The sequence below is a fragment of the Micrococcus sp. R8502A1 genome (assembly GCF_006704135.1).
Taxonomy (GTDB): Bacteria; Actinomycetota; Actinomycetes; order Actinomycetales; family Micrococcaceae; genus Micrococcus; species Micrococcus luteus.
The window spans coordinates 1-24,221 of sequence record NZ_VIGS01000028.1 but is presented as its reverse complement, the minus strand read 5'-3'; the positions used below and the strand labels follow the sequence as shown (position 1 = coordinate 24,221).

Below are 24,221 nucleotides of genomic sequence, written 5' to 3'. Positions count from 1 at the left end.
GGTCTGCCGCACAGGGCTGCGGCAGACGGCGCCTCGGGTCACGACCCTGCCACGGGGCAGAATGAGGGCCATGTTCGTCGTCCTGGGCCCCGCCCCCGCCTCCGTCGGCAGCCCCGGCGCCTGGTGGGCCGTGGACGGGGACGACGCCACTCCCCTGGGCTCCTGCCCCGCCGGGTCCGTGGCCGCGCTCGTGGCCGGTCTGCCCGCCCGTCTGGGCGTGGACCCGAGCACGGTCCGCTGGGTGCTCGCCGACGTCGGGACAGAGTACACCGCCTGGCTGGCGGCGGGGGTGCGGGCGGATCGATGCTGGGACCTGACCCTCGTCCAGCGGATCCTGCGGCACGCGGCGATGGCGCCGGGCAGCGGGGTGCGTTACACGCCCGTGGCGCAGCTCGAGGTCGCCGACCCGACGGAGCCCGAGCGCCCCGCGCGGGTGCCCGCCGGTCAGGAGTCCTTCTTCGACCTGCCGGACGAGTCCGGCCACGCCCCGGACGTCACCGTGCTCGCGGCCGAGCTGGCCGCGCAGCGGGCGGCCGTCGAGGGCTCGGCCCACCCGCACCGGCTGCGGCTGCTCGCGGCGGCGGAGTCGCAGGGCGCACTCGTGGCCGCGGAGATCCGGGCGGCGGGTCTGCCGTGGGACCGGGGCGTGCACGAGGCGCTCCTCGCCGAGCAGCTCGGCCCCCGGCCTGCACCGGGCGAGCGTCCGGCCCGCCTGCAGGCCCTGGCCGAACGCATCGCCGAGGTCCTGGGCTCCCCCGGGCTGAGCCCCGACTCGCAGCCGAGCCTGCTGCGGGCGCTGCAGACGGCGGGCGTGGCCGTGGAGTCCACGCGGCAGTGGGACCTGAAGCACTGGATCGACGCCGGCGGCGCGGAGCGCGAGGCGCGGGCCGCGCTGCTCGCGCCGCTGCTGGAGTACAAGGCCCTGGCCCGGCTGTGGACGGCCAACGGCTGGCACTGGCTGGACCAGTGGATCGGCGACGACGGCCGGTTCCACGCCGCCTACCTGGTCGGCGGCGTGGTGACCGGGCGGTGGGCCGCCCACGGCGGTGGGGCCATGCAGGTCCCGGCCGGGGTGCGCGACGCCGTCCGCGCAGACCCCGGGTGGACGCTGACCGTGGCCGACGCCTCCCAGGTGGAGCCGCGCATCCTCGCCGCGATGGCCGCCGACGAGGCGCTGGCCCGTGCCGGGACCACGCCCGACCTGTACCGGGAGGTGGCGGAGCAGGGCCGGGCGGCCGGCACCGCGCTGGCCGACCGCGGGCGCGCGAAGATCGCCCTGCTGGGTGCGATGTACGGCTCGACGACGGGCGACTCCGCGGCGCTCATGCCGCACCTGCGCCGGCTCTACCCCCGAGCGATCGGCCTGCTCGAGCGGGCGGCCTCCGTCGGCGAGGGAGGCGGCCAGGTGTCCACGTGGCTGGGCCGCTGGTCCCCCGCGCCGGGGCGGAAGTGGCAGGAGTCCGTGTCCGACGTCGGCACCCAGGCCGCCGAGTCCGCGGCCCGGCGACGGCGGCGCTCCCAGGGCCGCTTCACCCGGAACTTCGTGGTGCAGGGCACCGCGGCCGAGTGGGCGCTGTGCTGGATGGGCGAGATCCGCCGTCGACTGCGCTCGGCCGGCATGCGCACGGAACTCGTGTTCTTCGTCCACGACGAGGTCGTCCTGCACGGCCCGGCCACGGAGGCCGAGGCCGTGCGGACGGTCGTGGCGGAGTCCGCGAGCGCCGCCGGCCGCCTGCTGTTCGGTCCCGCCCCCGTGGACTTCCCGCTCACCGTCTCCAGCGTGGGGTCGTACGCGGACGCGAAGTGAGCGACGGGGCGGCAGGGCGACGGTCGCGGTCATGGCCTCCGTGCGCCGCACCGGGCCGAGGACCCTCGGACCTGGCACGATGCGGGACGAGGGCCGATCCTGGAGAGCGCCCGAGACACCCTTGTGAAGGAGACCGCATGCCCGTCGCCCCGCGTCCGTCCGACGGCGCCGCGTCCTCGGTCTTCACCCCGCACCAGCAGCGCATCCTCGCGGTGCTCCTCATCCCGATCTTCATGTCCCTGCTGGCCGTGTCCAGCATCAACGTGGCCCTGCCCGCCCTGCAGCGGGGCCTGGACGCCAGCGACGCGGAGCTGCAGTGGGCCATCTCCGGCTACACCCTCGTGTTCGGCATGGTGCTCGTGCCGGCGGGCCGGGCGGGTGACCTCTTCGGCCGCCGCCGGCTGTTCCTGGTGGGCCTCGGCGTGTTCGCGCTCGGTGCGCTCCTGTCCGGCCTGGCGCCCACGGGCGTCCTGCTCGTGCTCGCGCGCCTGGTCATGGGCGTGGGCGCGGGCCTGCTCAACCCGCAGGTCACCGGCTTCATCCAGGGCGAGTTCTCCGGCGCCTCCCGCGCCCGGGCGTTCGGGGCGCTCGGCGCCGTCGTCGGGGTGTCCGTGGCGGTGGGGCCGCTGCTCAGCGGCGGGCTCATCGCGTGGCTCGGCGGCGACCTCGGCTGGCGCGCGACCTTTCTGGTGAACGTGCCCATCGCCCTCGGCGCCCTGATCGTGGCCCGCCAGTGGCTGCCGCGCACCGTCCCCGAGCGGGCGCGGCGTCCGGACCTGGACCCGGTCGGCGTCGTCCTGCTGGCCGGCGCCCTCGTGGCCGTCATGCTCCCGTTCCTGGACCGGGGGCTCGGGCCGTGGCGGTTCGTGCTCGTGCCCGTCGGCATCGGCCTGGCCGCCCTCTGGACGCGGTGGGAGGCCCGCTACGCACGACGGGGCCGCGCCCCGATGGTGGACCTGCGCCTGTTCCAGACCCGCAGCTTCGCGTGCGGCGCCCTGCTGATCGCCATCTACTTCACCGGCTCGACCAGCATGTTCGTCGTGATCGCCATGTTCATGCAGAACGGGCTGGGCTACCCGGCGCTGCACGCCGCGCTCATCGGCCTGCCTTCGGCGGTCATGTCGAGCGTGATGTCCACCGTGGCCGGGCGCGTGGTGCTGCGCACGGGCCGGAAGATCGTCGTCCTCGGCATCGCGCTGGCGCTGCTCGCCGTCGTGGGCTCCATCGGGGTGGCGTGGGCCAACCGGGAGTTCGGCCTGAGTCCGTGGTGGCTGCTGCTCACCCTCGCCATCTTGGGTGCCGGGCAGGGGCTGGTGGTCTCCCCCAACCAGACCCTCAGCCTGGCCGAGGTCCCGCCGCGGCACTCCGGCACGGCCGGCGGCGTCCTGCAGACCGGCCAGCGCGTCGGCACGGCCGTCGGCACCGCCGTGATCGTGGGGGTGTTCCTGGGCGTCGCCTCCGGTGCCGACTGGGACGGGGCGTTCATGGCCGCCTTCGCGCTGGTGGCCGGGTGCATGGCCCTCGCGCTCCTCGTCGCACTCGCGGACCTGCGCGGACCACGGACGGCGGCCCCCCGTGGCTGAGCCCCGCCCCGGCGACGTGCGCGTCACCCCCGGCCCCGGCGCACCCCGCGGGCTGGTCATCCCCGCGGGCGAACTCGTCGAACGCTTCTCCCACGCCTCCGGCCCGGGCGGTCAGGGCGTGAACACGGCGGACTCGCGGGTCCAGCTCAGCCTGGACCTGGCGGCCACCTCCGCCCTCGACGACGTCCAGCGCGCCCGCGTCCTCGCGCGGCTGGCGCCCCGGCTGGCCGGGACGGTCCTCACCGTCAGCGTGGCGGAGCACCGGGCCCAGTGGCGCAACCGGGTGGCCGCCCGCGAGCGGCTCGCGGCGCTGCTGCGCGAGGCCCTGGCCCCGCCGACGCCGCGGCGGGCCACGACGCCGACGCGCGGCTCCCGGCGGCGCCGCCTGGAGGCCAAACGCCGTCGCTCCGAGGTGAAGCGCACGCGCCGCCGCCCCGGCCTCGACTGAGGCCGCTCGCCCGCCGGCCGCGCGGGCTCAGACGCGGGTGTTCTGCGATTCCGGGGCCAGGGGCGCGTGGGCGGGGTTGGACAGGGAGAGCACGACGGCGGCCACGCGCGGGTGTTCGAGGAGGGCGTCCTCCACGCGCTGGAGCAGGACCGCGGCCTCGCTCTCCCGCTCGTCCCCGGCCAGGTCCACGGCCCCGACGACGAAGAGCTTCTCCGGGCCGACGTACTCGAGGTGCAGGTAGCTCACGGAGAGCACCTCGGGCCGCTCCAGCAGCCAGCGCAGCACCCGGGTCCGGACCGCCGGGTCGGCGACCTCGCCGACGAGGAACGCCATGTTCCGCGAGAGCAGGAAGATCGCGACGACCCCGAGCAGCACGCCCACGAGGATCGAGCCGGCGGCGTCCCACCGGGGGTCCCCGGTGAGCTGGTGCAGGGCGAGGGCGGCCGCCGCGATGGCCAGGCCGATCAGGGCCGAGGCGTCCTCCACCCACACGGCGCGCAGGGTGGGGTCCGAGGTCTGGCGCAGGAACGTGGCATCGCTGATGTGCCGCCGCTCCGCGTCGCGGCGGAGGCGCCGGTGCGCGTTCAGGAACGAGATGCCCTCGAGCACGAACGCGACGGCCAGCACGATGTACGCGATCGTGTACTCCGCCTCCTCCTCGGGGGCGGACCAGGCCGTGATCCCGTGCCAGACCGAGACCGCCGAGCCCACCGCGAACAGGCCGAAGGCCGCGACCATCGACCACACGTAGGCCGCCCGCCCGTAGCCCAGCGGGTGCCGCGCGTCGGGGGCTCGGCCGGCCCGACGCTCCGCCAGCAGCAGGAAGACCTCATTGCCGGCATCGGCCCAGGAGTGCGCGGCCTCCGCCACCATCGCGGCTGAGCCGGTGACCGCGCCCACGATCGACTTGACGACGGCGATCACCGCGTTCACACCGAGGGCGATCAGGACGGTCAGCAGGCTCTCGCCGCCGGTCTCGGCGCCGGACTCGGCGGCGGGCGGGGCGACGGCGGGCGGGGTACGGGTCATCCCCCGAGTCTGCCCCTGCAGGCGGGTGCCGGGCCAGGCTCGCCATGTCCGGGTCCGCCGGTCCGGGAGCGCGAGAGGGGGTCCACGCGGATCGGCGTCGCCGAGCCCGTGAGGTCTCCGCGTGCGCGGCCTAGCGTGGGACCATGACGGATTCTCCCCTGCACCTCGACCGCCCCGACGCCCCCCGCATCATCGTGCTCGGCGCGACGGGCTACGCCGGATCCCTCGTCGTGGACGCCCTCGTGGCCCAGGGCGCACGGCCCGTGCTGGCGGGCCGGAACCGGGACTCGCTCCAGCACGCGGCGAGGCGGCACGACGGGCTGGAGGTCGCCGTCGCCGACGCCGGGGACCCCGCCTCGCTGAGGGCCCTGGTCACGGAGGGCGATGTGCTGGTCTCCACGGTCGGCCCCTTCGAACGCTACGGCCGGCCCGTCGCCCGCGCCGCCGCGGAGAGGGGCGCGCACTACGTGGACTCGACCGGTGAGATCGGCTTCGTGAAGGACCTCAAGGCGGACCTGGACGCCACCGCCCGACGCACGGGCGCCACCCTGCTGCCCGCCCTCGGCTTCGACTACGCGCCGGGCATGCTCGCGGGCGGGCTCGCGCTGGCGCAGGCCGGTGGACGCGCACGGTCCCTGCAGATCGGCTACTTCGCCGACGGCGAGCTGGACCCGCGCGTCGACCTCAGCCACGGGACGCGCCAGACGATGGTGGACGCCCTCACCGAGCGGACGATCACGTGGCGCGGCGGGCGGCTGGCGACGACGGGCCCGGCCAGCCGGTCGGCCGTCTTCCGGGTCGACGGGCAGGATCGCCGCGGCGTGCTGTTCGGCGGCACGGAGTCCCTGTTCCTGCCGCGGATGCAGCCCGGCCTGGATGAGGTCGAGGTCTTCAACGGCTGGTTCCCGGCCCGGCCCACGCAGATCGGCGCCGCCGCCCTCGGCGCGGTGGGGTGGCTCCCCGGCGTCGCCCGCGGCGTGCAGGCCCTGCTGCGGCCCTTGGCCGGGGACCCGGGTGGCCCCGACGCCGCAGACCGGGCCCGCACGGGCTCCCGAGTCGGGGCGATCGCGCGGGACGCGGCCGGCCGCGTCGTGGCGGACGTGCACCTGCGCGGCCCCAACGCCTACACGTTGACCGGGGACCTCATGGCCTGGGGCGCCCGTCAGCTCGCCGCAGGCCGGGCCCGCGAGGCCGGCGTCGTCAGCCCGATCCAGGCGTTCGGCCTCGACGACTTCGAGACGGCCTGCGCCGCGGTCGGCCTGGTGCGGGCATGATCCCGACGACTGACCCCGCCCGTGGCCCTCAGCGGGGGCGACGCCGCGGGCGGCTGATCCAGGCCAGATAGGCGCTGCCGCCGGTCAGGGCGGCGCCGCCGGCGGCCACCACCGGCCCGGCGAAGCGGCCGAGCCGGTCCTTGTACGCCACGAGCACGTTCGTGCCGCCGGTGATCATCGCGGCCACCACCATGGCGGCCACCACCCGGTCGCCCGTCCGCTCGAGGCGCGTCACGAGCGGCTCGAGCTCGCTCGCGCGGACGGTGACGTCGATCCCGCCGTCGTCGATGCGTTCCATCACCTTGCGGGCGTACTCCGGCAGGTCGATGCCGAGCTCGGCCGCCGCGATCGTGGCCCGGCCGATCCGGCCCGCCACCCGCCGGGGGTCGAGGTGCTCCCCCACGAGGCGCAGGGCGAACGGGTCGAGCACGCGGGTGTAGTCGAAGCCGGGGTGCAGGCGGCGGCCGATGCCGTCCACGATGATCAGCATCCGCAGCAGCTGCACGAGCTCGGGCGGCAGGGACAGCCGGTGGCGCCGCACCAGGGCGAAGATCTCCGAGATCAGCTGCGCCACGCGGATGTCCTCGAGCTCGCGCCCCTCGAGGCGGCCGACGATCCGGGCCACCTCCAGCCGGAGCCGACGGCGGTCCACCGGGCCGCGCGGCGGGGCGATGTCCAGCAGGGCCCGCACCAGCCCGTCGGTGTCCTGCCGGGCCAGCGCCATGGCCAGGCCCGCGAACCGGCGCCGGAGGGACGGGGAGATCCGCCCCACGGAGCCGAAGTCGATGAACCCGACGGTCCCGTCCGGCTCGATGAACAGGTTGCCCGGGTGCGGGTCCGCATGGAACACGCCGTGCTCGAACACCATGGCCAGCAGCACGTCGGCGGCCCGGTACGCCAGCTCCTCCCGGTCGATGCCGGCGGCGTCGAGTCCGGCCAGGTCGTCCACGCGCAGCCCGGAGAGCTCCTGCATGGTCAGCACGCGCGAGGTGGTCAGGTCCCACTCGATCCACGGGAACCGCACGCCCGGGGTGTCCCGGAAGCCGGCGGCGATCTCCTCGCAGGCCCGCGCCTCCACCACGTAGTCGAGCTCGGCGCGCAGCGAGCGGTCGAACTCGTCCACCATGGCCGGCACGTCCAGGTCGGCGACGGTCCGTGAGGCCCGCGACCACGTGGCCGCCAGCGTCCGCAGGATCTCCAGGTCCGCCTGGACCTGCTCCACCACACCGGGCTTGCGGACCTTCACGACGACGGCGCGCCCGTCATGCAGGCGCGCGCGGTGGGCCTGACCGATGGAGGCGGTGGCCAGGGGCGCCCGGTCGAACCAGGCGAACAGGGTGTCGACGTCGGCGCCGAGGTCCTCCTCGACCGTCCGGGCGACGGCCTCGAAGGGCACCGCCGACGTGCTGTCCGTGAGGCGGGCGAACGCCGCGCAGTAGGCCTCGGGGAACACGTCCGGGCGCGCCGAGATCAGCTGCCCGAGCTTCACGAAGGTGACGCCCAGCTCCTCGAACGTGCGCACGAACAGCTCGGGGCGGGCCTCGGCGTCGATGCCCAGGTGCGGCTCCCCCTCCTCGAGGGGCAGCCACCGGGAGAGCCCGGCCTGCACGGCCGTGGCCATGAGGCCGTTGCGGGCCATGACGTGGGCGATCTCGCGGTAGCGCTGCAGGTGGAGGGCCATGACGCCCACGCTACCGACCGCGCGGAGGGACGGGCCCCGCCGCTCAGTCCGCGTACCGGAGCATGCCCGGCCGGACCCGCGCGTCGGCCCCGATCCGCATCCCGTCCGCGAGCGCGCCCGCCGCCCGCAGCTCCCGCAGCCTCGCCAGCACCCGGTCCCGCACGTCCCACGGGCTGAGGGTGTTGACGTTGATCTTGGTGGCGCCCTCGAAGCCGGCGAGCGTGGAGACGCGCCACTTGAGCATCACACGCCACGGCATCGGGTCCGCGACGCCGGGCGGGCGGGTGTGCCACTCCTCGTTGGAGGGGACGTCCGGGCCGGTGGCCGCGTGGGCGGCATGCAGCAGGTCGGAGACGGCGCGCAGCTCGGCCGCGGACTGCCGCCACGGCTGCCCCACCGGGCTCGTGGAGTAGACCTCGACCGTCGGGTACCGGTGGCCGAAGCCGGCGAACATCACGGCGTGCTCGTTCTCGGCGATCACGAGGTCGTGCGCCACAGCCACGTCCAGCGCGGCGTGGTTGAACACCTGCGGGTCCTCGCGCAGCCGGTCCAGGACGGCGGCGTTCTGCGCGCCGACCTCGTCGATGGCCACGAGCTGCTTGTGCAGGTGGTCGAAGGAGGCACCGGCGGGCTTGAGCCAGTTCTGGAACACGGAGACGTACCGCACGGCGGGCGTGGTCGCGTAGAGGTCCCGCATCGCGTCGGCGGTGAGGGCCAGGAAGGCGTGGTGCTCGTCCGGGGTGAGGGTGCCCGAGGAGGCCAGCTGGTGGTCGTCCACGGCGTCGTAGACGAAGTGCCGCCGGGCGATCACCACGTCGTGCGTGCCGCCGAAGAATGCGGCCGACGCCGCGATCAGCTCCGCCTCGGACATCGCCGCCGCCTCCTCGGCGGAGCGGCCGGAGGCGCGCAGCTTCGCGGCGACGACGGCGCGCACGTGGGCGCGGCCGGCCTCGGTGGCCAGGTACTCGTCACGGCGGCGGCGCGCGTCCGGGGGGAGTTCGTAGCCGTGGTTGAGACGCCAGTAGTCGTAGCTGAGGATCTCGAAGAGGTTGGGGACCCGGCGGAAGGCCGGGGTCGTCTCCCCGAGCCGCTCCGCGGCCGGATGCCGCAGGATCTGCCAAGCCGGGGCGCCGTCGTCGGCCCTCGTGGAGACGATGCGTGACTTCTCCGGCGGCGTCTCCAGCAGGCGGTGCTCGCAGAAGGCACAGTGCCGACCCTGCTGGGCGGGGTCGAGCGGCTGCGGGGCGGGCCGGACGAGGCCGAGCGGGCGGTGGCCGCGGCCGGGCACGGTCCAGACCTCGGTGCCGGTGAAGGGGTTGCGCTGCTTGACGGTGCCGTCCGGCAGTCGGGTGAGGGGCTCGCTCACAGACGGGTGCACGAGGCCAGGATACGAGGCGGTGCCGACCCGGTGTGCCGAGCCCTGTTCGCCGTCGTCGATCACGCAGGGCGGGCCCCGTGACCTCCGGCGTGATCATCCCCACGGCCACCCGTGACGCGGGTACGCTGATCGCTGTTCCACGTCACAGCGCTCTCGCTCGACTCGTCTCACCCGCACGGAGGCCTCACCCATGTCGTCCCGCATCCACCACCCCGGCCTCCGGTCGAAGGTGATGTCCGCCGCGGAGGCGGCGGCGTTCATCCAGCACGGCACCACCGTGGGCATGAGCGGGTTCACGGGGTCCGGCTACCCGAAGGCTGTGCCGATGGCGCTGGCCGAGCGGGCGAAGGCGCTGCACGCGCGCGGCGAGGAGTTCCGCATCAACCTCCACACGGGGGCGTCCACCTCCGCGGAGATGGACGGCGCGCTGGCCGAGGCGGACGCCGTCGCGCTGCGCACCCCGTTCCAGTCGGACCCGACGATGCGCGCCAAGATCAACGCTGGCGCGATCGAGTACATCGACACGCACCTGTCCCACCTGGCGCAGGCCGTGTGGAACGGCTTCTACGGGCCCATGACCACGGCGGTGATCGAGGTGTCCGGGATCCGCGAGGACGGCCGTCTCGTCCCCAGCTCCTCCGTGGGCAACAACAAGTCCTGGATCGACCTGGCGGATCAGGTGATCCTCGAGGTCAACTCGTGGCAGAGCGAGGACCTCGAGGGTCTGCATGACGTCTACTACGGCACCGCGCTGCCCCCGCACCGCTCGCCGATCATGCTCACCCACCCCGCAGACCGCATCGGTGAGACGTACCTGCGGTGCGATCCGGCCAAGGTGGTGGCCGTCGTCGAGACCCACGCCCCGGACCGCAACTCCCCGTTCAAGCCCGCCGACGCGGACTCGATCGCGATCGCCCAGCACCTCGTGGAGTTCTTCGAGCACGAGGTGGCCCAGGGCCGGTACGACGAGCGGCTGCTGCCGCTGCAGTCGGGCGTGGGCAACATCGCGAACGCGGTGATGTCCGAGCTCGTGAAGTCCCGGTTCACGGGCCTGTCCGCGTTCACCGAGGTGGTGCAGGACGGCATGCTCGACGCCCTGGACTCCGGCACCCTGGCGACCGCGTCCGCGACCGCGTTCTCCCTGTCCACCGAGGCCGCCGAACGGTTCAACGACAACGCCGCGAAGTATCGGGACAAGCTGATCCTGCGCACCCAGGAGATCTCCAACCACCCCGAGCTCGTGCGCCGGCTCGGCATCCTCGCCATGAACGGCATGCTCGAGGCCGACCTGTACGGCAACGTGAACTCCACGCACCTGATGGGCACGAAGATGATGAACGGTCTCGGCGGCTCCGGCGACTTCGCCCGCAACGCGTTCACCTCGTTCTTCCTCACCCCGTCCACGGCCAAGGGCGGGGACATCTCCTGCATCGTGCCGATGGTCTCGCACGTGGACCACACCGAGCACGACGTGCACGTGGTGGTCACCGAGCAGGGGCTGGCCGACCTGCGCGGCCTCTCCCCCAAGCAGCGCGCCCGCACGATCATCGACACGTGCGCGCACCCGGACTACAGGGAGCAGCTGCGGGACTACTTCGACCGCGCGATGCGCGGGTCGGACGGCCTGCACACCCCGCACCTGTTGGGCGAGGCCCTGTCCTGGCACCAGCGCTTCCTCGAGACCGGGACGATGCGTCAAGGCTGACGGCCCGCCGGACCGGACACCTGCGGGACACCTGCGACGGGGCACCCTACAGTGGGCCGCGCCTCGCGGCAGGGTGAGATCACGCCGGCTCCGGGCACGTGCCCGGAGCCGGCCCAGGCCCGCGGGGCCGGCGACGGCGTCAGCCGCGCCCGCCCTGCTCCCGCTCGGGGATTCCCGCGGCCCACAGGGCGGCCGCGATGAGGGCGGGCTGGCCGAACAGCCGCGCCAGGCGGCGACCGTCCGTGTCCAGCCCGAAGCCGTCCTTGCGCTCGGCGTACTGCCCGATGTTCCCGGGGTAGATCGCGGTGTAGAAGGCCGCCAGGGCGGTGCCGGTCAGGCGGCGCTGCCCGGGGAGCGCCAGCAGAGCGGCCCCGAGGCCGATCTCGGCCACGCCGGATCCGAGCACCACGAGGTCCGCCGGGAGCGGGACCCACGAGGGCACCTGGGCGCGGAACTCACGGCGCGCCACGGTGAGGTGGGACAGCCCCGCGGCGGTCATGAACCCGCCGAGGCCGAGGCGGGCGGCGGTCTGGGAGAGGGGGGCGGACTGCCGGCGCTTCGTCATCACGCCTCCCCGAGCTCGAGGACGACGTCGATGTTGCCCCGGGTGGCGTTCGAATAGGGGCACACCTGATGCGCCTGCTCCATGAGGGCGCGGGCCTGGTCCGCGGGGACGTTGGGCAGCACGACCTCGAGGGTGACCTCCAGGCCGAAGCCCTCACCCTGGCGGCCGATGCCCACGCGCGCGCCGACGGAGGAGTCGGTGATGTCGGCACGGGAGGCCCGGGCGACCATCTGCAGGGCCGAGTGAAAGCACGCGGCGTAGCCGGCGGCGAACAGCTGCTCGGGGTTGGTGCCCTGGCCGGAGCCGCCCATCTCGGTGGGCACCGCGAGGTCGAGGTCGACCCGCCCGTCGGTGGTGCGGACATGGCCGTCGCGGCCGGCGCCGGTGCTGAGCGCCTCGGCGGTGTAGATGGTCTCCATGAGAGGTCCTTTCATCCGCCCGCCCCGTGCGGGACGAGTCGGCTCCAGCCTGCCACCCGGTTAGGTCGCGCGCAACCAAGTCGCTCCCCAGCGACCACTAGAATCGCTCCCATGGATGCCGCGCCGACCCCCAGCCTCGCCCTCGAGGACCAGCTCTGCTTCGCCCTGCACCGGGCGGCGCGCGCCGTCACGCGCGGCTACGGCCCCCTGCTCTCCCGCCTCGGCCTCACCTACCCGCAGTACCTCGTGATGCTCACCCTGTGGCAGGTGGAGAGTGACGCCTCGGCTGAGACGGAGGCGTCGACGTCGGACGCCGCCGGCGCGCTGGGGGTCGGCGCGCTGCGGGACCGGCTCGGCATGGACAACGGGACGATCACACCCCTGGTGCGGCGCCTGGCCGGCATGGGGCTCGTCACGCGGGAGCGCGACGTCCACGACGAGCGACGCGTGCTGGTCCGGCTGACGGACGAGGGACGAGCGCTGCGGGCGTCCGCCCGGACGGTCCCGGTGGACGCCCTCACCTGGATCCCCCTCGACACCACCGAGCGCCAGGTCCTCATGGACCTGCTGAACCGGATCACCGAGGCCGCCGGGCCGCGCTGAAACGGCGGGAGCGGCCCGCGCGGAGCGCGGGTCAGCGCACCCGGTCCAGGATCGCCCGGGCGACGGCGTCCGCCTCGCGCTCGGGCAGCCAGTGGTCCGCGTCGAGCGCCACGAACCGGTACTCCCCCGCCACCTGCCCCGCCGTGAGCTCGGCGGCCCGCGGCCCCAGGGCCGCGTCCCGGGTGCCCCACACATACGTGGTGGGGACCGACACGGGCGCGCTGCTCGTGGTGGTCACCAGATCCGGGTTCGCCCGATACCAGTTCACCGGGCCGCGCAGGCTCTGCGGGGTGGAGAACCGGCGGGCGTAGTGCTCCGCCCCGGGGACCTGCCCCCGCTGCAGCAGGGAGCCCAGCCGTCGCGAGAGGATCCGTTCGGGGAGGGCCGGTGCCTGGAAGGCGGCGATGTACCAGCTGCGGCGCAGCTGGTCCGGGCCGCGCAGGGCGCGGGCCAGGGCGGCCGGGTGCGGCGTGGACAGGACGGTCAGGGACGCGACGCGCTCGGGGTGGGCGGCGGCCAGCGCCCAGGCGACGGCGCCGCCCCAGTCATGGCCGACGACGTGGACGCGCCGCGCCCCCGCCGCGTCCGCCAGCGCGACGGCGTCCCCCACGAGCGCCGGGAGGCGGTAGGCCGCCGTCGCCCGCGGCGCGGCCCCCGGGGAGTAGCCGCGCTGGTCCGGCGCGAGGGTGCGCAGCCCCGCGGCGTGCAGCAGCGGCTCGACGTGCCTCCAGGACGTGGCGTCCTGCGGGAAGCCGTGCAGCAGCAGGACCACCTCCCCCTCGGCCGGCCCGCCGTCGCGGACATCGAAGGTCAGGCCCTGATGCCGGAAGGTGTCCATGCCGCCCCCGAGTGCGCCGTCGCTCGTCACAGCCGGACGACCATCTTCCCCGTGTTGGCGCCCTCGAGCAGGTCGATGAACGCCTGGGGCGCGTTCTCCAGACCCTCCCGGACGGTCTCGTCCCACTGGATCTTTCCGTCGGCGACCCACGGGCCCACGCGCTCGAGGAACTCGGGACGGACCTGCGCCGCGTACTTCTGCAGGACGAAGCCGCGCAGGGTCAGGCACTTGCCGATCGCCAGGGCGAGGTTGCGCGGGGCCGCCGGCGGCTCCGTCGAGTTGTACTGGGCGATCGCACCGCACATCGCCACGCGGCCGTCGACCCGCAGCGCGGCGATGGCGGCCTCGAGGTGGTCGCCGCCCACGTTGTCGAAGTAGACGTCGATCCCCTCCGGCGCGGCCTCGGCCAGCAGGTCCGTGGGCGAGCCGTCGTGGTAGTCGAACGCGGCGTCGAAGCCCAGCTCCTTCACCCACGCCACCTTCTCGGGCGTGCCGGCCGAGCCGACGACGCGCGAGGCGCCCAGGAGGCGGGCGATCTGGCCGGCGACCGAGCCGACGGCCCCCGCGGCGCCCGAGATGAAGACGGCGTCGCCCTCCTGCATCTCGGCCACGTGCACGAGGCCGGTGTAGGCGGTCAGACCCGTCATGCCCAGCACGCCCAGGTAGGTGCTGTCCGAGAACTGGGAGGTGTCCACGGCCTGGACGGTGTCGCCGTCGAGGACGGCGTGCTCGCGCCAGCCGAGGCCGTGGAGCACGGACGTGCCCTCCGGCACGTCCGCGTGGCGCGAGGCGATCACGGTGCCCACCGCGCCGCCGTCGAGGGGGGCGTCGAGCTGGAACGGAGGCACATAGGACTCGACGTCGTTCATGCGGCCGCGCATGTACGGGTCCACGGACATCACGGTGTTGCGCACGAGGACCTGGCCCTCGGTGAGCTCGGGGAGCTCGACCTCGGTGAGGCGGAAGTTCTCCGGCGTCGGGGCGCCGTGGGGGCGGGAGGCGAGGTGGATCTCGCGCGTGCGGGTGGGGGTGCTCATGGTGGTCTCCTCGGGGTCGGGGCGGCGGGCTCGGTGGAGGATCAGCGCGCGAGCAGGTCCAGGAGGCGGCGGGCGGCGTCGGCGGAGGAGGCCGGGTTCTGGCCGGTCACCAGGGTGCCGTCCGTGACCACGAAGCTCTCCCCGTCCGGGCCCTTGCGGTAGTCCGCGCCGGCGGCGATCAGCGAGTCCTCGACGAGGAACGGGACGACGTCCGTCAGCTGGGCGGCCTCCTCCTCGCCGTTGGTGAACCCGGTGACCTGACGGCCGCGCACGAACGGGGTGCCGTCGGCGGCGGTGATCGGGTGCAGGATCCCGGGCGCGTGGCAGACGAGGCCGAGCGGGCGCCCGGCCGCGTCGCTGTCGAGGATGATCCGCGTGGAGTCGGCGTCGGACACCAGGTCCCACAGCGGGCCGTGACCACCCGGGTAGAAGACGGCGTCGAACCCGTCCACGTCCACCTGGGCCAGGGGCGTGGTGTGGGCCAGGGCGGCCTTGGCCTCCTCGTCCTGGTCGAACCGGCGGGTGGCCTCGGTCTGCATCTCCGGCTGCGAGCTCGTCGGGTCGATGGGCGGCTGGCCGCCGCGGGGCGAGGCGAGGGTGACCTCGTGGCCGGCGTCCGTGAAGACGTAGTAGGGCGAGGCGAACTCCTCGAGCCAGAACCCGGTCTTGCGGCCGGTGTCGCCCAGCTGGTCGTGCGAGGTGAGGATCATCAGGATGCGGGACATGTCTGGGGGCCTTTCGTCGGTGGGGACTGCACTCTCATGGTCGTACGCAACCGAATCTCGGGCAAGGGTGACGGTGCCCACCGGCCTCACGCCGCGGCCGCCGCGCCCAGGACATCAGCGCTCCGTCACCCGCCCGTCCTGGACCTGCCAGCGGCGGTCGGTGCGGACGGTGTCCAGCATGCGGCGGTCGTGGGTGACGAGCAGCAGGGCGCCCTCATAGGTCTCCAAGGCCTGTTCGAGCTGCTCGATGGCCTCCAGGTCCAGGTGGTTGGTGGGCTCGTCGAGCACCAGGACGTTCACCCCGCGGGCCTGGAGCAGGGCCAGGGATGCCCGGGTGCGCTCGCCGGGCGAGAGCTCGTCCACAGGGCGGTTCACGTGGTCGGCCCTGAGGCCGAACTTGGCCAGCAGGGTGCGCACCTCCCCGGAGGCCATCTCGGGCACGAGCGCCTCGACGGCCGCGGCGAGCGGGACGGTCCCGACCAGCAGCGAGCGCGCCTGGTCGATCTCCCCGATCTGCACGCTGGACCCCAGGGCGGCCATGCCCTCGTCCGGGGCCTGGCGGCCCAGCAGCCCGCGCAGCAGGGTGGACTTGCCGGCCCCGTTGGGCCCGGTGATGCCGATCCGCTCCCCCGCGTTCACCTGGAGGGACACCGGGCCGAGCGTGAAGCCGCCCTGCCGGAACACGGCGTCGTTGAGGGTGGCGACCACCGAGCTGGAGCGCGGCGCCGCACCGATGGTGAACTCCAGCCTCCACTCCTTGCGCGGCTCCTCCACCTCCTCCAGGCGCGCGATGCGGCTCTCCATCTGCCGGACCTTCTGGGCCTGCTTCTCGCTCGACTCACTGTTGGCCTTGCGGCGCAGCTTGTCGTTGTCCGGGGACTTCTTCATCGCGTTGCGCACGCCCTGGCTGGACCACTCCCGCTGGGTGCGGGCGCGGGAGACGAGGTCCTGCTTCTGCTCGGCGAACTCCTCGTACCTCTCCCGGGCCTGGCGGCGCAGGGTGGCCCGCTCCTCGAGGTAGGCCTCGTAGCCGCCGCCGTAGACGCGGTTGGTGCGCTGGGCGAGGTCGAGCTCCAGGACGCGGGTGACGCAGCGGGCCAGGAACTCGCGGTCGTGGCTCACCAGCACGACGCCGCCGCGCAGCTCCTGCACGAAGGCCTCCAGGCGGGTCAGGCCGTCGAGGTCCAGGTCGTTGGTGGGCTCGTCCAGGAGCACGACGTCGAAGCGGGAGAGCAGCAGCGCGGCGAGGCCGACGCGGGCGGCCTGCCCACCGGAGAGGGAGGTCATGAGGACCTGTTCCGGGGAGGCGGAGAGGTCCAGGCCGAGGTCGGCGAGGACGGCGGGGATGCGCTCCTCCAGGTCCGCGGCGCCGGAGGTCAGCCAGCGGGTGAGGGCGGTGTTGTAGCGGTCCGCGGCGGCGTCGGTGACGTCCGGGTCCGCCAGGGCCTCGGCGGCCTCGTCCATCTCGCGGGTGGCCTCGGCGCAGCCGGTGCGGCGGGCGATGTACCCGGCCACCGTCTCCCCCGGCACGCGCTCGTGCTCCTGCGGGAGCCAGCCGACGAAGGCGTCGGCCGGGGCCAGGCTGACCGTGCCGGCCTGCGGGGCCAGGTCCCCGCCGAGGATGCGCAGCAGCGTGGACTTGCCCGCGCCGTTGGCCCCCACGACGCCGACGACGTCCCCCGGCGCGACGGTGAGGTCGAGCGCGTCGAACAGCGTGCGATGGCCGTGGCCGCCGGCCAGGCCGGAGGCGACGAGGGTGGCGGTCATGCTTCTCCTGGCTCGAGTGCGCTTCCCTGGGGCGGGTCACCGCCACACTGTCACAGATCCCCCGGGGCACCGCCCCCGGGCACCGACTCCCAGACCTGCGGCGCGTTTCCTTCCTTGCCCTGACATGGGAAGAGTCATAGCGTCGCCAGGGTCAGGTGCGCGGCTCCGCGCGGCGCACACGGCGCTCCAGAGAGAAGGCAGAGCACTGATGACTGAACCGGTGAAGTACACGCCCGACATCGAGCATTCGGTCGACCGCGAGGAGGACCTGACCCGCGAGATCCTGGCCCAGATGGGCGCGTCACAGCGCCGCGCGGCGGGAGAGCACAAGCACGCCCACCGCGATGCCCACGCCAAGAGCCACGCCGTCCTCAAGGCCACGCTGGAGGTCCATGAGGGCCTGGCTCCCGAGTTGGCGCAGGGCATCTTCGCCCGTCCGGGCACCTACGAGGCGGTGGCGCGGCTCTCCTCCGCACCCGGGGACATCCACACCGACCGCACTCCCGCCCCGCGGGGCTGGGCCTTGAAGGTGCTGGGGGTGGAGGGCAAGCGGCTGCTGCCGGACCTGGACAGCCACAATCAGGACTTCCTCATGGTGAACTTCCCGACGCTCGCCTTCGGCACCGTGGCCCGCTACAAGGAGATGCTGAGCCTGCTGGAGAAGAACTCCCAGTCCCCCGAGCTGCTGCAGCGCCTGACGACGGGCGCCGCGCGCGTGGTCCGGGGTGCGGTGGAGACCGTCGGGGGGACCCCCAGCGCCACCCTGGAGGGCCTGGGGCGGGACAACGCCCACGTCCTCGGCGAGACGTACTTCACCCAGGGCGCCCTGCGCTACGGGGACCACGTCGCGAAGATCTCGCTGGCCCCGGCGTCCGAGAACGTGCGCGCCCTGACCGGTCAGGACATGAAGGTGGAGGACTTCTCCTCGATCAGCGAGATCGTCGCCGACTTCTTCTCGCGTGAGAGCGCAGAGTACGTCCTGCGGGCGCAGCTGGCGACCGACCCGGAGCGCATGCCGGTGGAGGACGCCTCCGTCCTGTGGGACGAGGAGGAGGCCCCGCACCAGCCCGTCGCCACCCTGCGCATCGAGGCGCAGGAGAGCTACAGCCATCCCCGCCGCGTCTACGGCGACGACGCCCTCACCTTCAACCCCTGGAACGGCGTGGTCGAGCACCAGCCGTTGGGCTCCATCATGCGCGTCCGCAAGCGCGCCTATGAGCAGTCCACTCGCTTCCGCCACGAGTTCAACGACCGCCCGGCCCCCGAGCCGTCGTCGCTCGACGACATCCCGGACTGATCCCGGCCCCACCCCTCACCATTCACCCCAAAGGATTCTCGAAGGAGGACCTCATGACTGACCGCTCAGACCCCCGGCTCCAGGACGAGAGCCGTCTCGACGCCGTCAAACGCGCCGTCGAGGACGTCGCCCAGGACGCCCCCACGCTGGCCAAGATCGCCCTCGAGGCGATGATCCGTGAGCACAACCCGGACCTGTCCGGCACCGCCGACTCCGCCGGCCGCGTGGGGATGCGCTCGGGCAAGGTCTCGGAGCTGACCGCGATCGCCCGCCTCAAGCCGGGCGGCGCCGAACGGCTGCAGCGCATCTTCGACCTGACTCGCGGCAACATGGACGGCGCCCAGCGCGTGTCCACGCTCCACGACATGCGCTTCGTCTTCTTCGACGACAACACCCGCATCCTCTTCGCCACGGCCTACGACGGCGACTGGGACGCGTACATCAACGACTTCGCCACCAAGATCCCCGAGCTGATGGACCTCCTCTTCCAGAACGTGGAGGGGTGGCCGGGCATCGACAGCCCGACCGTGAAGGACTTCATCGCCGACCACCAGATCACCGCCTCCGGGTGGTTCGTGGCGAACCCGCAGGTCACCGTGGTGGACACGCGCCGACTGCAGCGCACCGAGGACGCGGTGAACACCTTCCTGGACCAGATGGCCGGGCGCACCGACCTGGACGAGGACACTGCGGCCGCCCTGAAGCAGCTCACCGACACGATCTCCACCCCCGAGGCGGTGGATTACTGAGATGGGCGTGCTCAAGGACCTGAAGGAACGTTTCGATCGGGAGCGGGTCGAGCTGCGCCTGGACGACATCCAGGGCCTGGTGCTGCGGTCGCGGCCTGAGCCCTACGTCGGCGCCCACGCCATGCTGACCGTGGAGGAGGCCGAAGGCGGCCGGGACTTCGTCCGTCGCCTGGCCGAGCACGTGACCTCCGCGCAGGACTGGGCCGACGACCTGCAGTCCTGGACCGGCGTGGCGATCAGCTATGCCGGCCTGCGCGCCCTGGGGCTGCCCGAGGACTCTCTGGCCAGCTTCCCGCTGCCCTACCAGCAGGGGATGGCGGCCCGCGCTCAGCAGCTCATGGACACCGGGCCGAACGCCCCGGAGCACTGGGACGAGGCGTTCACCCAGGACGCCTGCCACATCGCGCTGACGATCTACGCGGCCGACGCCGACGCCCTGGACGCGGCCCTGGACCAGGCGGAGGAGGTGCTGGAGCACTCCACCGGAGTGACCCTGGTGGCCACCCACCGGTTCGGGGTCGACGAGCTGAACAAGAACCCCTTCGGTTTCCGGGACTCCATCTCGCAGCCGACGGTGGCCGGCAGCGGGGTGCGGCCCCAGCCGGGCCAGGAGCGCTCCATCTCCGCCGGCGAGTTCATCCTGGGCGAGAACAGCGAGACCGGCTCCCCGCTGGCCGTGCCGCAGCCGGATGTGCTGGGCCGCAACGGGACCTACGTGGTGCTGCGCAAGTTCGCCAGTCGGGTGGGCGCCTTCAACGAGTACCTGGCCTCGCAGAGCCCGGACCCGGAGGAGCAGCACCGGATCGCCGCGAAGATGTTCGGCCGCTGGCGCAGCGGCGCCCCGCTCGTGCTCTCCCCGGACCACGACGACGAGGAGCTGGGCAACGACCCGCAGCGGCGCAACGACTTCACCTTCGAGGACGACCCGAAGGGCCTGATGTGCCCGCACTCCAGCCACATGCGTCGCCTCAACCCGCGGGACAGCGATCTGTCGATCATGACGGACGTGAACATCAAGCGGATCATCCGGCGCTCCTCGACCTACGGTCCCGGGTGGTCGCCGGAGGTGACCTCGGCCGACGACGCGAAGGAGGATCGCGGGATCTACTTCATCTTCATCAGCGCCCGGGCCTTCGACACGATCGAGTTCATGCAGCAGGAGTGGATCAACGGGGGCAACTTCGTCGACCTCGGCTCCGAGCGGGATCCGATCGTCGGTCTGCACGAGGACGACCCGACGCAGGGACGGTTCACCATCCCCGCCGAGCCGGCCCGCAAGCGCATCGACGGCATCACCACCTTCAACCGGATGGCCGGGGGCGAGTACCTCTTCATGCCCTCGCTCAGCGCCCTGCGGTGGATCGGTGAGGCGGGCTGGACCTCCGAGCAGTCGGACGCCGACGCGTGATGCAGCCCCCGTCCCCGGGCGGCCCCGCGGGCGCCCAGCCGTGGCAGGTGGACCTCGACTGGCTGTGGGGCACCCCGCCGGGCAACGACGGCTCCCCCGCGACCCTGCGGCTGGACGTCGTCGGCCCCGGGGCGGCCCGGGCGGCCGCCGCATGGCTGGGCTCCCTGCCCGGGGACGAGGACGGCGTGCGGGGCAGGGGCGGCTGGCGCGCCGACCCGGGCGAGCAGCCCGACGCGGACGACCACGCCGTCCTGCTGCTCACCTCGGCCGGTGAAGACGTGGCGGACGGGCTGGAGGACGCCGCCGACGACGCCCACGCGGCGCTGGCCGCCGTCGGGGGCCTCACCCTGCGGTGGACTCCCCTGCCCCGTGATCCGTCCCTCTGAGGCACGTCCACCCCGTCAGTAGGCTGGAGTGATGGCGACGGTACTTCTCGTGCGGCACGGCCGCACCACGGCCAACGCGACCGGACTGCTGGCGGGCCGCACCCCCGGGGTCAGCCTGGACGACCACGGACGGGAGCAGGCGGCCCGCACCGGGGACCGGATCGCGGCCGTGCCCGTGGCCGCGGTGGTGGCCAGTCCCCTGGAGCGGTGCGCGCAGACGGCACGCGCCCTCCTCGATCGCCAGCCGGGGACGGTGCCCTCGCTGGTCGACGACGACCTCACCGAGTGCGACTACGGCCACTGGCAGGGGCGCGCGCTCAGCGACCTGGCCACCGAGCCCCTGTGGGCGACGGTGCAGACCCAGCCGTCCGCCGTCGTCTTCCCCGGCGGGGAGTCCATGGCGGGCATGCAGGCCCGCGCGGTGGCGGCGATCCGCCGGCACGACGCCGCCGTGGAGGCCGAACACGGGTCCGGGGCGGTGTGGGTGGCGGTGAGCCACGGGGACGTCATCAAGTCGATCCTGGCCGACGCGCTCGGCACGCACCTGGATCTGTTCCAGCGGATCGAGGTGGGGCCCGCCTCCGTCTCCATCGTGAGCTACGGTCCGAGCCGCCCGCGGGTCTGGGCGATGAACACCGACGCCGGGGACCTGTCCTGGCTGGCGACCCTCCGCCCGTCCGACGACGCCCCGGTGGGCGGCGGCGCGGGCACCGGCCCCGGCGCGGTCGACGAGCAGACGCCTAGGATCGTGGCATGACTGATGCACCTGCCCCCGCCCATGAGTTCGACTGGCCGGATCGGGTCGTGATCGGGACGCTCGGGCGTCCCGGAGCCCGCACGTTCTACCTGCAGGTGCGCACCGGGCCCCGGCTGGTGAGCCTGGCGCTGGAGAAGCAGCAGTCGGCCCTGATGGCGGAGATGATCGACGAGATCCTCGACGATCTCATGGCGCTGGAGGGCAACCCGCACAGCGTCCCGGCCAGCACGCCCGTGGAACTCGTGGACAACGATCCGCTGGACCCGGTGCAGGAGTGGTTCCGGGTGGGGGCTATCGGCCTGGGCTGGGACCCCACCACCGCGCAGGTGCTCATCGACGCGCACCCCCTCTCCGACGACGACGCCGACCCGGCGCTCGAGGCGGACGCCGAGGCCGTGCGCGTGCGCATGCCCGTCGGCGCCGCCCGGGCGTTCGCCCGGCGCACCCGGGAGGTCGTGGACGCCGGGCGTCCGATCTGCTCGGACTGCGGCCAGCCCATCGACCCCGACGGCCACGACTGCACTCTCCCCGACTCCTGATGCGCGCCGCGGACGTGCCCGCCGACGAGCTGATGGCCGGGGAGCTGACGCTCACCGGCCGCATCACGACGGCGTCCAACGCCACGTTCCTCGGCGCGATCGGTGACACCCCGGTGGTCTACAAGCCGGTGGCCGGCGAGGCCCCGCTATGGGACTTCCCTGCCGGAACCTTGGCCCGCCGCGAGGTGGCCGCGCACCTGGTGTCCGAGGCGCTGGGCTGGGACATCGTGCCGCGCACCTGGCTGCGCGACGGGCCCTTCGGCGAGGGCATGGTGCAGCTCTGGCAGGAGCAGGACCCTGAGCAGGATGCTGTGGACCTGTTCCCGGCGGACGAGGTGCCGGCCGCGGGGTGGCTCACCATCCTGGAGGGCGAGGACGAGGACGGGAATCGGCTGGCCCTGGCCCATGAGGACTCGGCGGCGCTGCGCCGCATGACGGTGTTCGACGTGATCGTCAACAACGCCGACCGCAAGGGCGCCCACATCCTCGCCATGCCCGGCGGGCACCGCCACGGCGTGGACCACGGGCTCACCTTCCATGTGGCGGACAAGCTGCGGACCGTGCTGTGGGGCTGGTTGGGCGAGGTGCTGAGCGAGGAGGAGCGCGACGGCGTCGGCCGGGTTCTCGAGGGACTTGCTGGCGAGCTGGGGCGGGGGCTGGCGGGGTTGCTCAGTGCCGAGGAAGTCGACGCCCTTGCCGAACGCTGTGCCCGGTTGCTCGACGACGGGATCTTCCCTGCCCCGAGCGGGCTGACGCCGGCCGTGCCCTGGCCGCTCTTCTGACGGGCCTGAGGCGTCAGCGCGGCCGCAGGGACGGCGGGTGCACTCAGTCCACGAGCCCCGCCGCGGCACCGGCCGCGCGGTAGTCCGCGGCGAGCGAGTCCAGGGTGGCGTGAGCGTTGAGCCCGCTGGGGTTCGGCGCCACGAACAGCCGCGTGCCCGGCCACGGCGTCTGCTGCTCCCCCAGCGCGGCCTTCGGACGTCCGAACGCCTGCCGGTAGGCCGTCACCCCCAACACGGCGACGACAGCCGGCGCGTGCGCTGCCACGAGCGCGTCCAGGCGGGCGGGGGCGGCGGCGAGCTCCTCCGCGGTGAGCTCGTCGGCGCGGGCGGAGGCACGCGGGACGAGGTTGGAGATCCCGATGCCGCGGGCATGCAGCTCGGCGAGGTCCTCGGCCTTGTAGCCGTCGGAGGCGTCGATCAGGTGCCGGGTGAGCCCGGCGCGGTGCAGGGCCGGGTAGAAGCGGTTGCCGCGGCGGGCGAAGTGCGCACCGGTGGCGGCGGTCCACAGGCCGGGGTTGATGCCGATGAACAGCAGCCGCAGCGGGTCCGGCAGCAGGTCGGGGACGGTGCGGTCGCGGAACTGCTGGAGCTCGGCCTGGGTGAAGCGCATGTCAGTAGTGATACCTCACCTGGAGGACGATCAGGTCCTCGCCGTCGACGAGGTAGACGAGCCTGTGCTCCTCCGTGATGCGCCGGGACCATGCCCCGGCCGCGCCGTACTTCAGCTGCCCGGGCTTGCCGATCCCCTCGAAGGGATCACGCAGGGCGGCGTCGACGAGGGTGTTGATCCGTGTGAGGCCCTTGCGGTCCGTGGTCTGCCAGTGCATGTAGTCCTCCCAGGCGGAGCGGTCCCACACGAGGCGCACTCAGGCGTCCCCGTCCAGGCGGTCCAGTGCGTGCTCCTCAACGCTCCCTGCACGGGCGCGCTCGTAAGCGTCCAGCAGCCGGCGGGCGTTGGCCGGGGAGCGGAACAGGTAGGCGGTCTCCTGCCAGGCGGCGTACTCGTCCGCGGGCATGAGGACGGCGTTGCCCCTGCGGGAGACGATCTCCACGGCGTCGCGGTCCGCATTCACTCGCTCGATGAGCGGGAACAGGGTCTTGCGGGCTTCACTGGCACTGATGGACATGCGGGCCTCCTCGGGCGCGATGTGGCACCTGCTTATGGTACCAGTCGGTGAGGTGGAACTCAGGAGGCACCCTGCCGGATGCAGAACTTCTTGCCCTCGTGGTCCGTGGGCGCGGCGACGACGGAGACGACGGCGACGCCGGGGGCCCGGCCACGGCGTCCCCACCTGGTGTTGCATGGCGGGGTGCGGCGGGGCGTGTCAACTTGTCTGTGTAAGCGGGGTGGTCACAGGTAGGGGTTGATCCGGTCGGGGTAGGCCGCGGCGAGCTGGGCGAGGGCCTGCTTCCAGTTCGTGACGGCCTGACCTTCGACGAGCCG

Annotated in this window: 25 protein-coding genes; 13 read left to right on the top strand and 12 right to left on the bottom strand. The window is 73.6% G+C overall.

Annotated elements, in window-relative coordinates:
• Positions 1 to 70: 70 nt before the first annotated feature.
• The 3 genes from FLM69_RS06915 (at position 71) to arfB (ending at position 3,838) form a co-directional block, all read left to right on the top strand.
• Positions 71 to 1,807, top strand: coding sequence for a bifunctional 3'-5' exonuclease/DNA polymerase (locus FLM69_RS06915; RefSeq protein WP_141843617.1), 1,737 nt, complete (start codon positions 71 to 73; stop codon positions 1,805 to 1,807).
• A 137-nt stretch (positions 1,808 to 1,944) separates the two neighbouring features.
• A complete protein-coding gene (locus FLM69_RS06910) occupies positions 1,945 to 3,390 on the top strand; it encodes an MFS transporter (RefSeq protein ID WP_141843615.1) in 1,446 nt (481 codons plus the stop codon).
• Positions 3,383 to 3,838 carry an alternative ribosome rescue aminoacyl-tRNA hydrolase ArfB gene (gene arfB / locus FLM69_RS06905; RefSeq protein ID WP_020626297.1) on the top strand — a complete coding sequence of 152 codons (456 nt, stop codon included), beginning with the start codon at positions 3,383 to 3,385 and terminating at the stop codon, positions 3,836 to 3,838. The genes FLM69_RS06910 and arfB overlap by 8 nt, the downstream gene beginning before the upstream one ends.
• Positions 3,839 to 3,865: 27 nt before the next feature.
• Here arfB and FLM69_RS06900 read toward each other — a convergent pair whose 3' ends face one another.
• A complete protein-coding gene (locus FLM69_RS06900; protein WP_141843614.1) occupies positions 3,866 to 4,867 on the bottom strand; it encodes a cation diffusion facilitator family transporter in 1,002 nt (333 codons plus the stop codon).
• A 143-nt stretch (positions 4,868 to 5,010) separates the two neighbouring features.
• Here FLM69_RS06900 and FLM69_RS06895 point away from each other — a divergent pair, with 143 nt between their 5' ends.
• The gene (locus FLM69_RS06895) at positions 5,011 to 6,141 is read left to right on the top strand and encodes a trans-acting enoyl reductase family protein (protein WP_141843612.1); all 1,131 of its coding nucleotides are present in this window, start codon (positions 5,011 to 5,013) and stop codon (positions 6,139 to 6,141) included.
• A 28-nt stretch (positions 6,142 to 6,169) separates the two neighbouring features.
• Here FLM69_RS06895 and FLM69_RS06890 read toward each other — a convergent pair whose 3' ends face one another.
• Entirely contained in the window at positions 6,170 to 7,822 is a 1,653-nt protein-coding gene (locus FLM69_RS06890) for an AarF/ABC1/UbiB kinase family protein (protein WP_141843610.1), read from the bottom strand.
• A 43-nt stretch (positions 7,823 to 7,865) separates the two neighbouring features.
• Positions 7,866 to 9,200: a DUF4921 family protein gene (locus FLM69_RS06885; RefSeq protein ID WP_370510498.1), complete on the bottom strand. Its 1,335-nt coding sequence runs from the start codon at positions 9,198 to 9,200 to the stop codon at positions 7,866 to 7,868.
• 190 nt (positions 9,201 to 9,390) lie between these two features.
• On the opposite strand from FLM69_RS06885, the gene FLM69_RS06880 reads away from it, so the two are divergent.
• Positions 9,391 to 10,905, top strand: a complete 1,515-nt coding sequence (locus FLM69_RS06880) for an acetyl-CoA hydrolase/transferase family protein (protein ID WP_134416734.1) — start codon at positions 9,391 to 9,393, stop codon at positions 10,903 to 10,905.
• A 139-nt stretch (positions 10,906 to 11,044) separates the two neighbouring features.
• Here FLM69_RS06880 and FLM69_RS06875 read toward each other — a convergent pair whose 3' ends face one another.
• Positions 11,045 to 11,470: a hypothetical protein gene (locus tag FLM69_RS06875; RefSeq protein ID WP_095694796.1), complete on the bottom strand. Its 426-nt coding sequence runs from the start codon at positions 11,468 to 11,470 to the stop codon at positions 11,045 to 11,047.
• Positions 11,470 to 11,889, bottom strand: a complete 420-nt coding sequence (locus FLM69_RS06870; RefSeq protein WP_002855232.1) for an organic hydroperoxide resistance protein — start codon at positions 11,887 to 11,889, stop codon at positions 11,470 to 11,472. The genes FLM69_RS06875 and FLM69_RS06870 overlap by 1 nt, the downstream gene beginning before the upstream one ends.
• A 111-nt stretch (positions 11,890 to 12,000) precedes the next feature.
• Here FLM69_RS06870 and FLM69_RS06865 point away from each other — a divergent pair, with 111 nt between their 5' ends.
• Positions 12,001 to 12,492 carry a MarR family winged helix-turn-helix transcriptional regulator gene (locus FLM69_RS06865; RefSeq protein WP_141843609.1) on the top strand — a complete coding sequence of 164 codons (492 nt, stop codon included), beginning with the start codon at positions 12,001 to 12,003 and terminating at the stop codon, positions 12,490 to 12,492.
• 31 nt (positions 12,493 to 12,523) lie between these two features.
• Here the strand turns inward: FLM69_RS06865 and FLM69_RS06860 are convergent, their stop codons facing one another.
• The 4 genes from FLM69_RS06860 to FLM69_RS06845 form a co-directional block, all read right to left on the bottom strand.
• On the bottom strand, positions 12,524 to 13,330 hold the full coding sequence (locus FLM69_RS06860) for an alpha/beta fold hydrolase (RefSeq protein WP_237068965.1): 807 nt from the start codon (positions 13,328 to 13,330) through the stop codon (positions 12,524 to 12,526).
• A 26-nt stretch (positions 13,331 to 13,356) separates the two neighbouring features.
• Positions 13,357 to 14,367, bottom strand: coding sequence for an NADP-dependent oxidoreductase (locus FLM69_RS06855; RefSeq protein WP_141843608.1), 1,011 nt, complete (start codon positions 14,365 to 14,367; stop codon positions 13,357 to 13,359).
• Positions 14,368 to 14,408: 41 nt separating this feature from the next.
• Complete coding sequence (locus FLM69_RS06850) at positions 14,409 to 15,092, bottom strand: type 1 glutamine amidotransferase domain-containing protein (RefSeq protein ID WP_141843606.1); 684 nt, start codon at positions 15,090 to 15,092, stop codon at positions 14,409 to 14,411.
• A 114-nt stretch (positions 15,093 to 15,206) separates the two neighbouring features.
• Positions 15,207 to 16,859 carry an ABC-F family ATP-binding cassette domain-containing protein gene (locus FLM69_RS06845; protein ID WP_141843604.1) on the bottom strand — a complete coding sequence of 551 codons (1,653 nt, stop codon included), beginning with the start codon at positions 16,857 to 16,859 and terminating at the stop codon, positions 15,207 to 15,209.
• A gap of 208 nt (positions 16,860 to 17,067) precedes the next feature.
• Here FLM69_RS06845 and FLM69_RS06840 point away from each other — a divergent pair, with 208 nt between their 5' ends.
• The 7 genes from FLM69_RS06840 to FLM69_RS06810 are packed head-to-tail and all read left to right on the top strand — an operon-like array spanning position 17,068 to position 22,777.
• Positions 17,068 to 18,156: a catalase family protein gene (locus FLM69_RS06840; protein ID WP_181743494.1), complete on the top strand. Its 1,089-nt coding sequence runs from the start codon at positions 17,068 to 17,070 to the stop codon at positions 18,154 to 18,156.
• A 53-nt stretch (positions 18,157 to 18,209) separates the two neighbouring features.
• Complete coding sequence (locus tag FLM69_RS06835; RefSeq protein ID WP_044659971.1) at positions 18,210 to 18,905, top strand: hypothetical protein; 696 nt, start codon at positions 18,210 to 18,212, stop codon at positions 18,903 to 18,905.
• Position 18,906: 1 nt separating this feature from the next.
• On the top strand, positions 18,907 to 20,313 hold the full coding sequence (locus tag FLM69_RS06830; protein ID WP_119217901.1) for a Dyp-type peroxidase: 1,407 nt from the start codon (positions 18,907 to 18,909) through the stop codon (positions 20,311 to 20,313).
• Positions 20,310 to 20,699 carry a hypothetical protein gene (locus FLM69_RS06825; RefSeq protein WP_141843602.1) on the top strand — a complete coding sequence of 130 codons (390 nt, stop codon included), beginning with the start codon at positions 20,310 to 20,312 and terminating at the stop codon, positions 20,697 to 20,699. Before FLM69_RS06830 ends, FLM69_RS06825 begins: the two co-directional genes overlap by 4 nt.
• Positions 20,700 to 20,730: 31 nt before the next feature.
• Positions 20,731 to 21,456 carry a histidine phosphatase family protein gene (locus FLM69_RS06820; protein ID WP_181743493.1) on the top strand — a complete coding sequence of 242 codons (726 nt, stop codon included), beginning with the start codon at positions 20,731 to 20,733 and terminating at the stop codon, positions 21,454 to 21,456.
• Positions 21,453 to 21,995 (top strand): DUF3090 domain-containing protein, encoded by a 543-nt coding sequence (locus FLM69_RS06815; RefSeq protein WP_101967565.1) that lies wholly within the window; start codon positions 21,453 to 21,455, stop codon positions 21,993 to 21,995. Before FLM69_RS06820 ends, FLM69_RS06815 begins: the two co-directional genes overlap by 4 nt.
• A complete protein-coding gene (locus FLM69_RS06810) occupies positions 21,995 to 22,777 on the top strand; it encodes an SCO1664 family protein (protein WP_141843600.1) in 783 nt (260 codons plus the stop codon). The genes FLM69_RS06815 and FLM69_RS06810 overlap by 1 nt, the downstream gene beginning before the upstream one ends.
• A gap of 43 nt (positions 22,778 to 22,820) precedes the next feature.
• Here FLM69_RS06810 and FLM69_RS06805 read toward each other — a convergent pair whose 3' ends face one another.
• Genes FLM69_RS06805 through FLM69_RS06795 form a run of 3 tightly spaced genes read right to left on the bottom strand, consistent with a single transcriptional unit; the run spans position 22,821 to position 23,904 of the window.
• Positions 22,821 to 23,387, bottom strand: a complete 567-nt coding sequence (locus FLM69_RS06805; protein ID WP_141843598.1) for a mismatch-specific DNA-glycosylase — start codon at positions 23,385 to 23,387, stop codon at positions 22,821 to 22,823.
• A gap of 1 nt (position 23,388) precedes the next feature.
• A complete protein-coding gene (locus FLM69_RS06800) occupies positions 23,389 to 23,643 on the bottom strand; it encodes a Txe/YoeB family addiction module toxin (RefSeq protein ID WP_141843596.1) in 255 nt (84 codons plus the stop codon).
• A complete protein-coding gene (locus FLM69_RS06795) occupies positions 23,644 to 23,904 on the bottom strand; it encodes a type II toxin-antitoxin system Phd/YefM family antitoxin (RefSeq protein ID WP_141843594.1) in 261 nt (86 codons plus the stop codon).
• Positions 23,905 to 24,221: the final 317 nt, after the last annotated feature.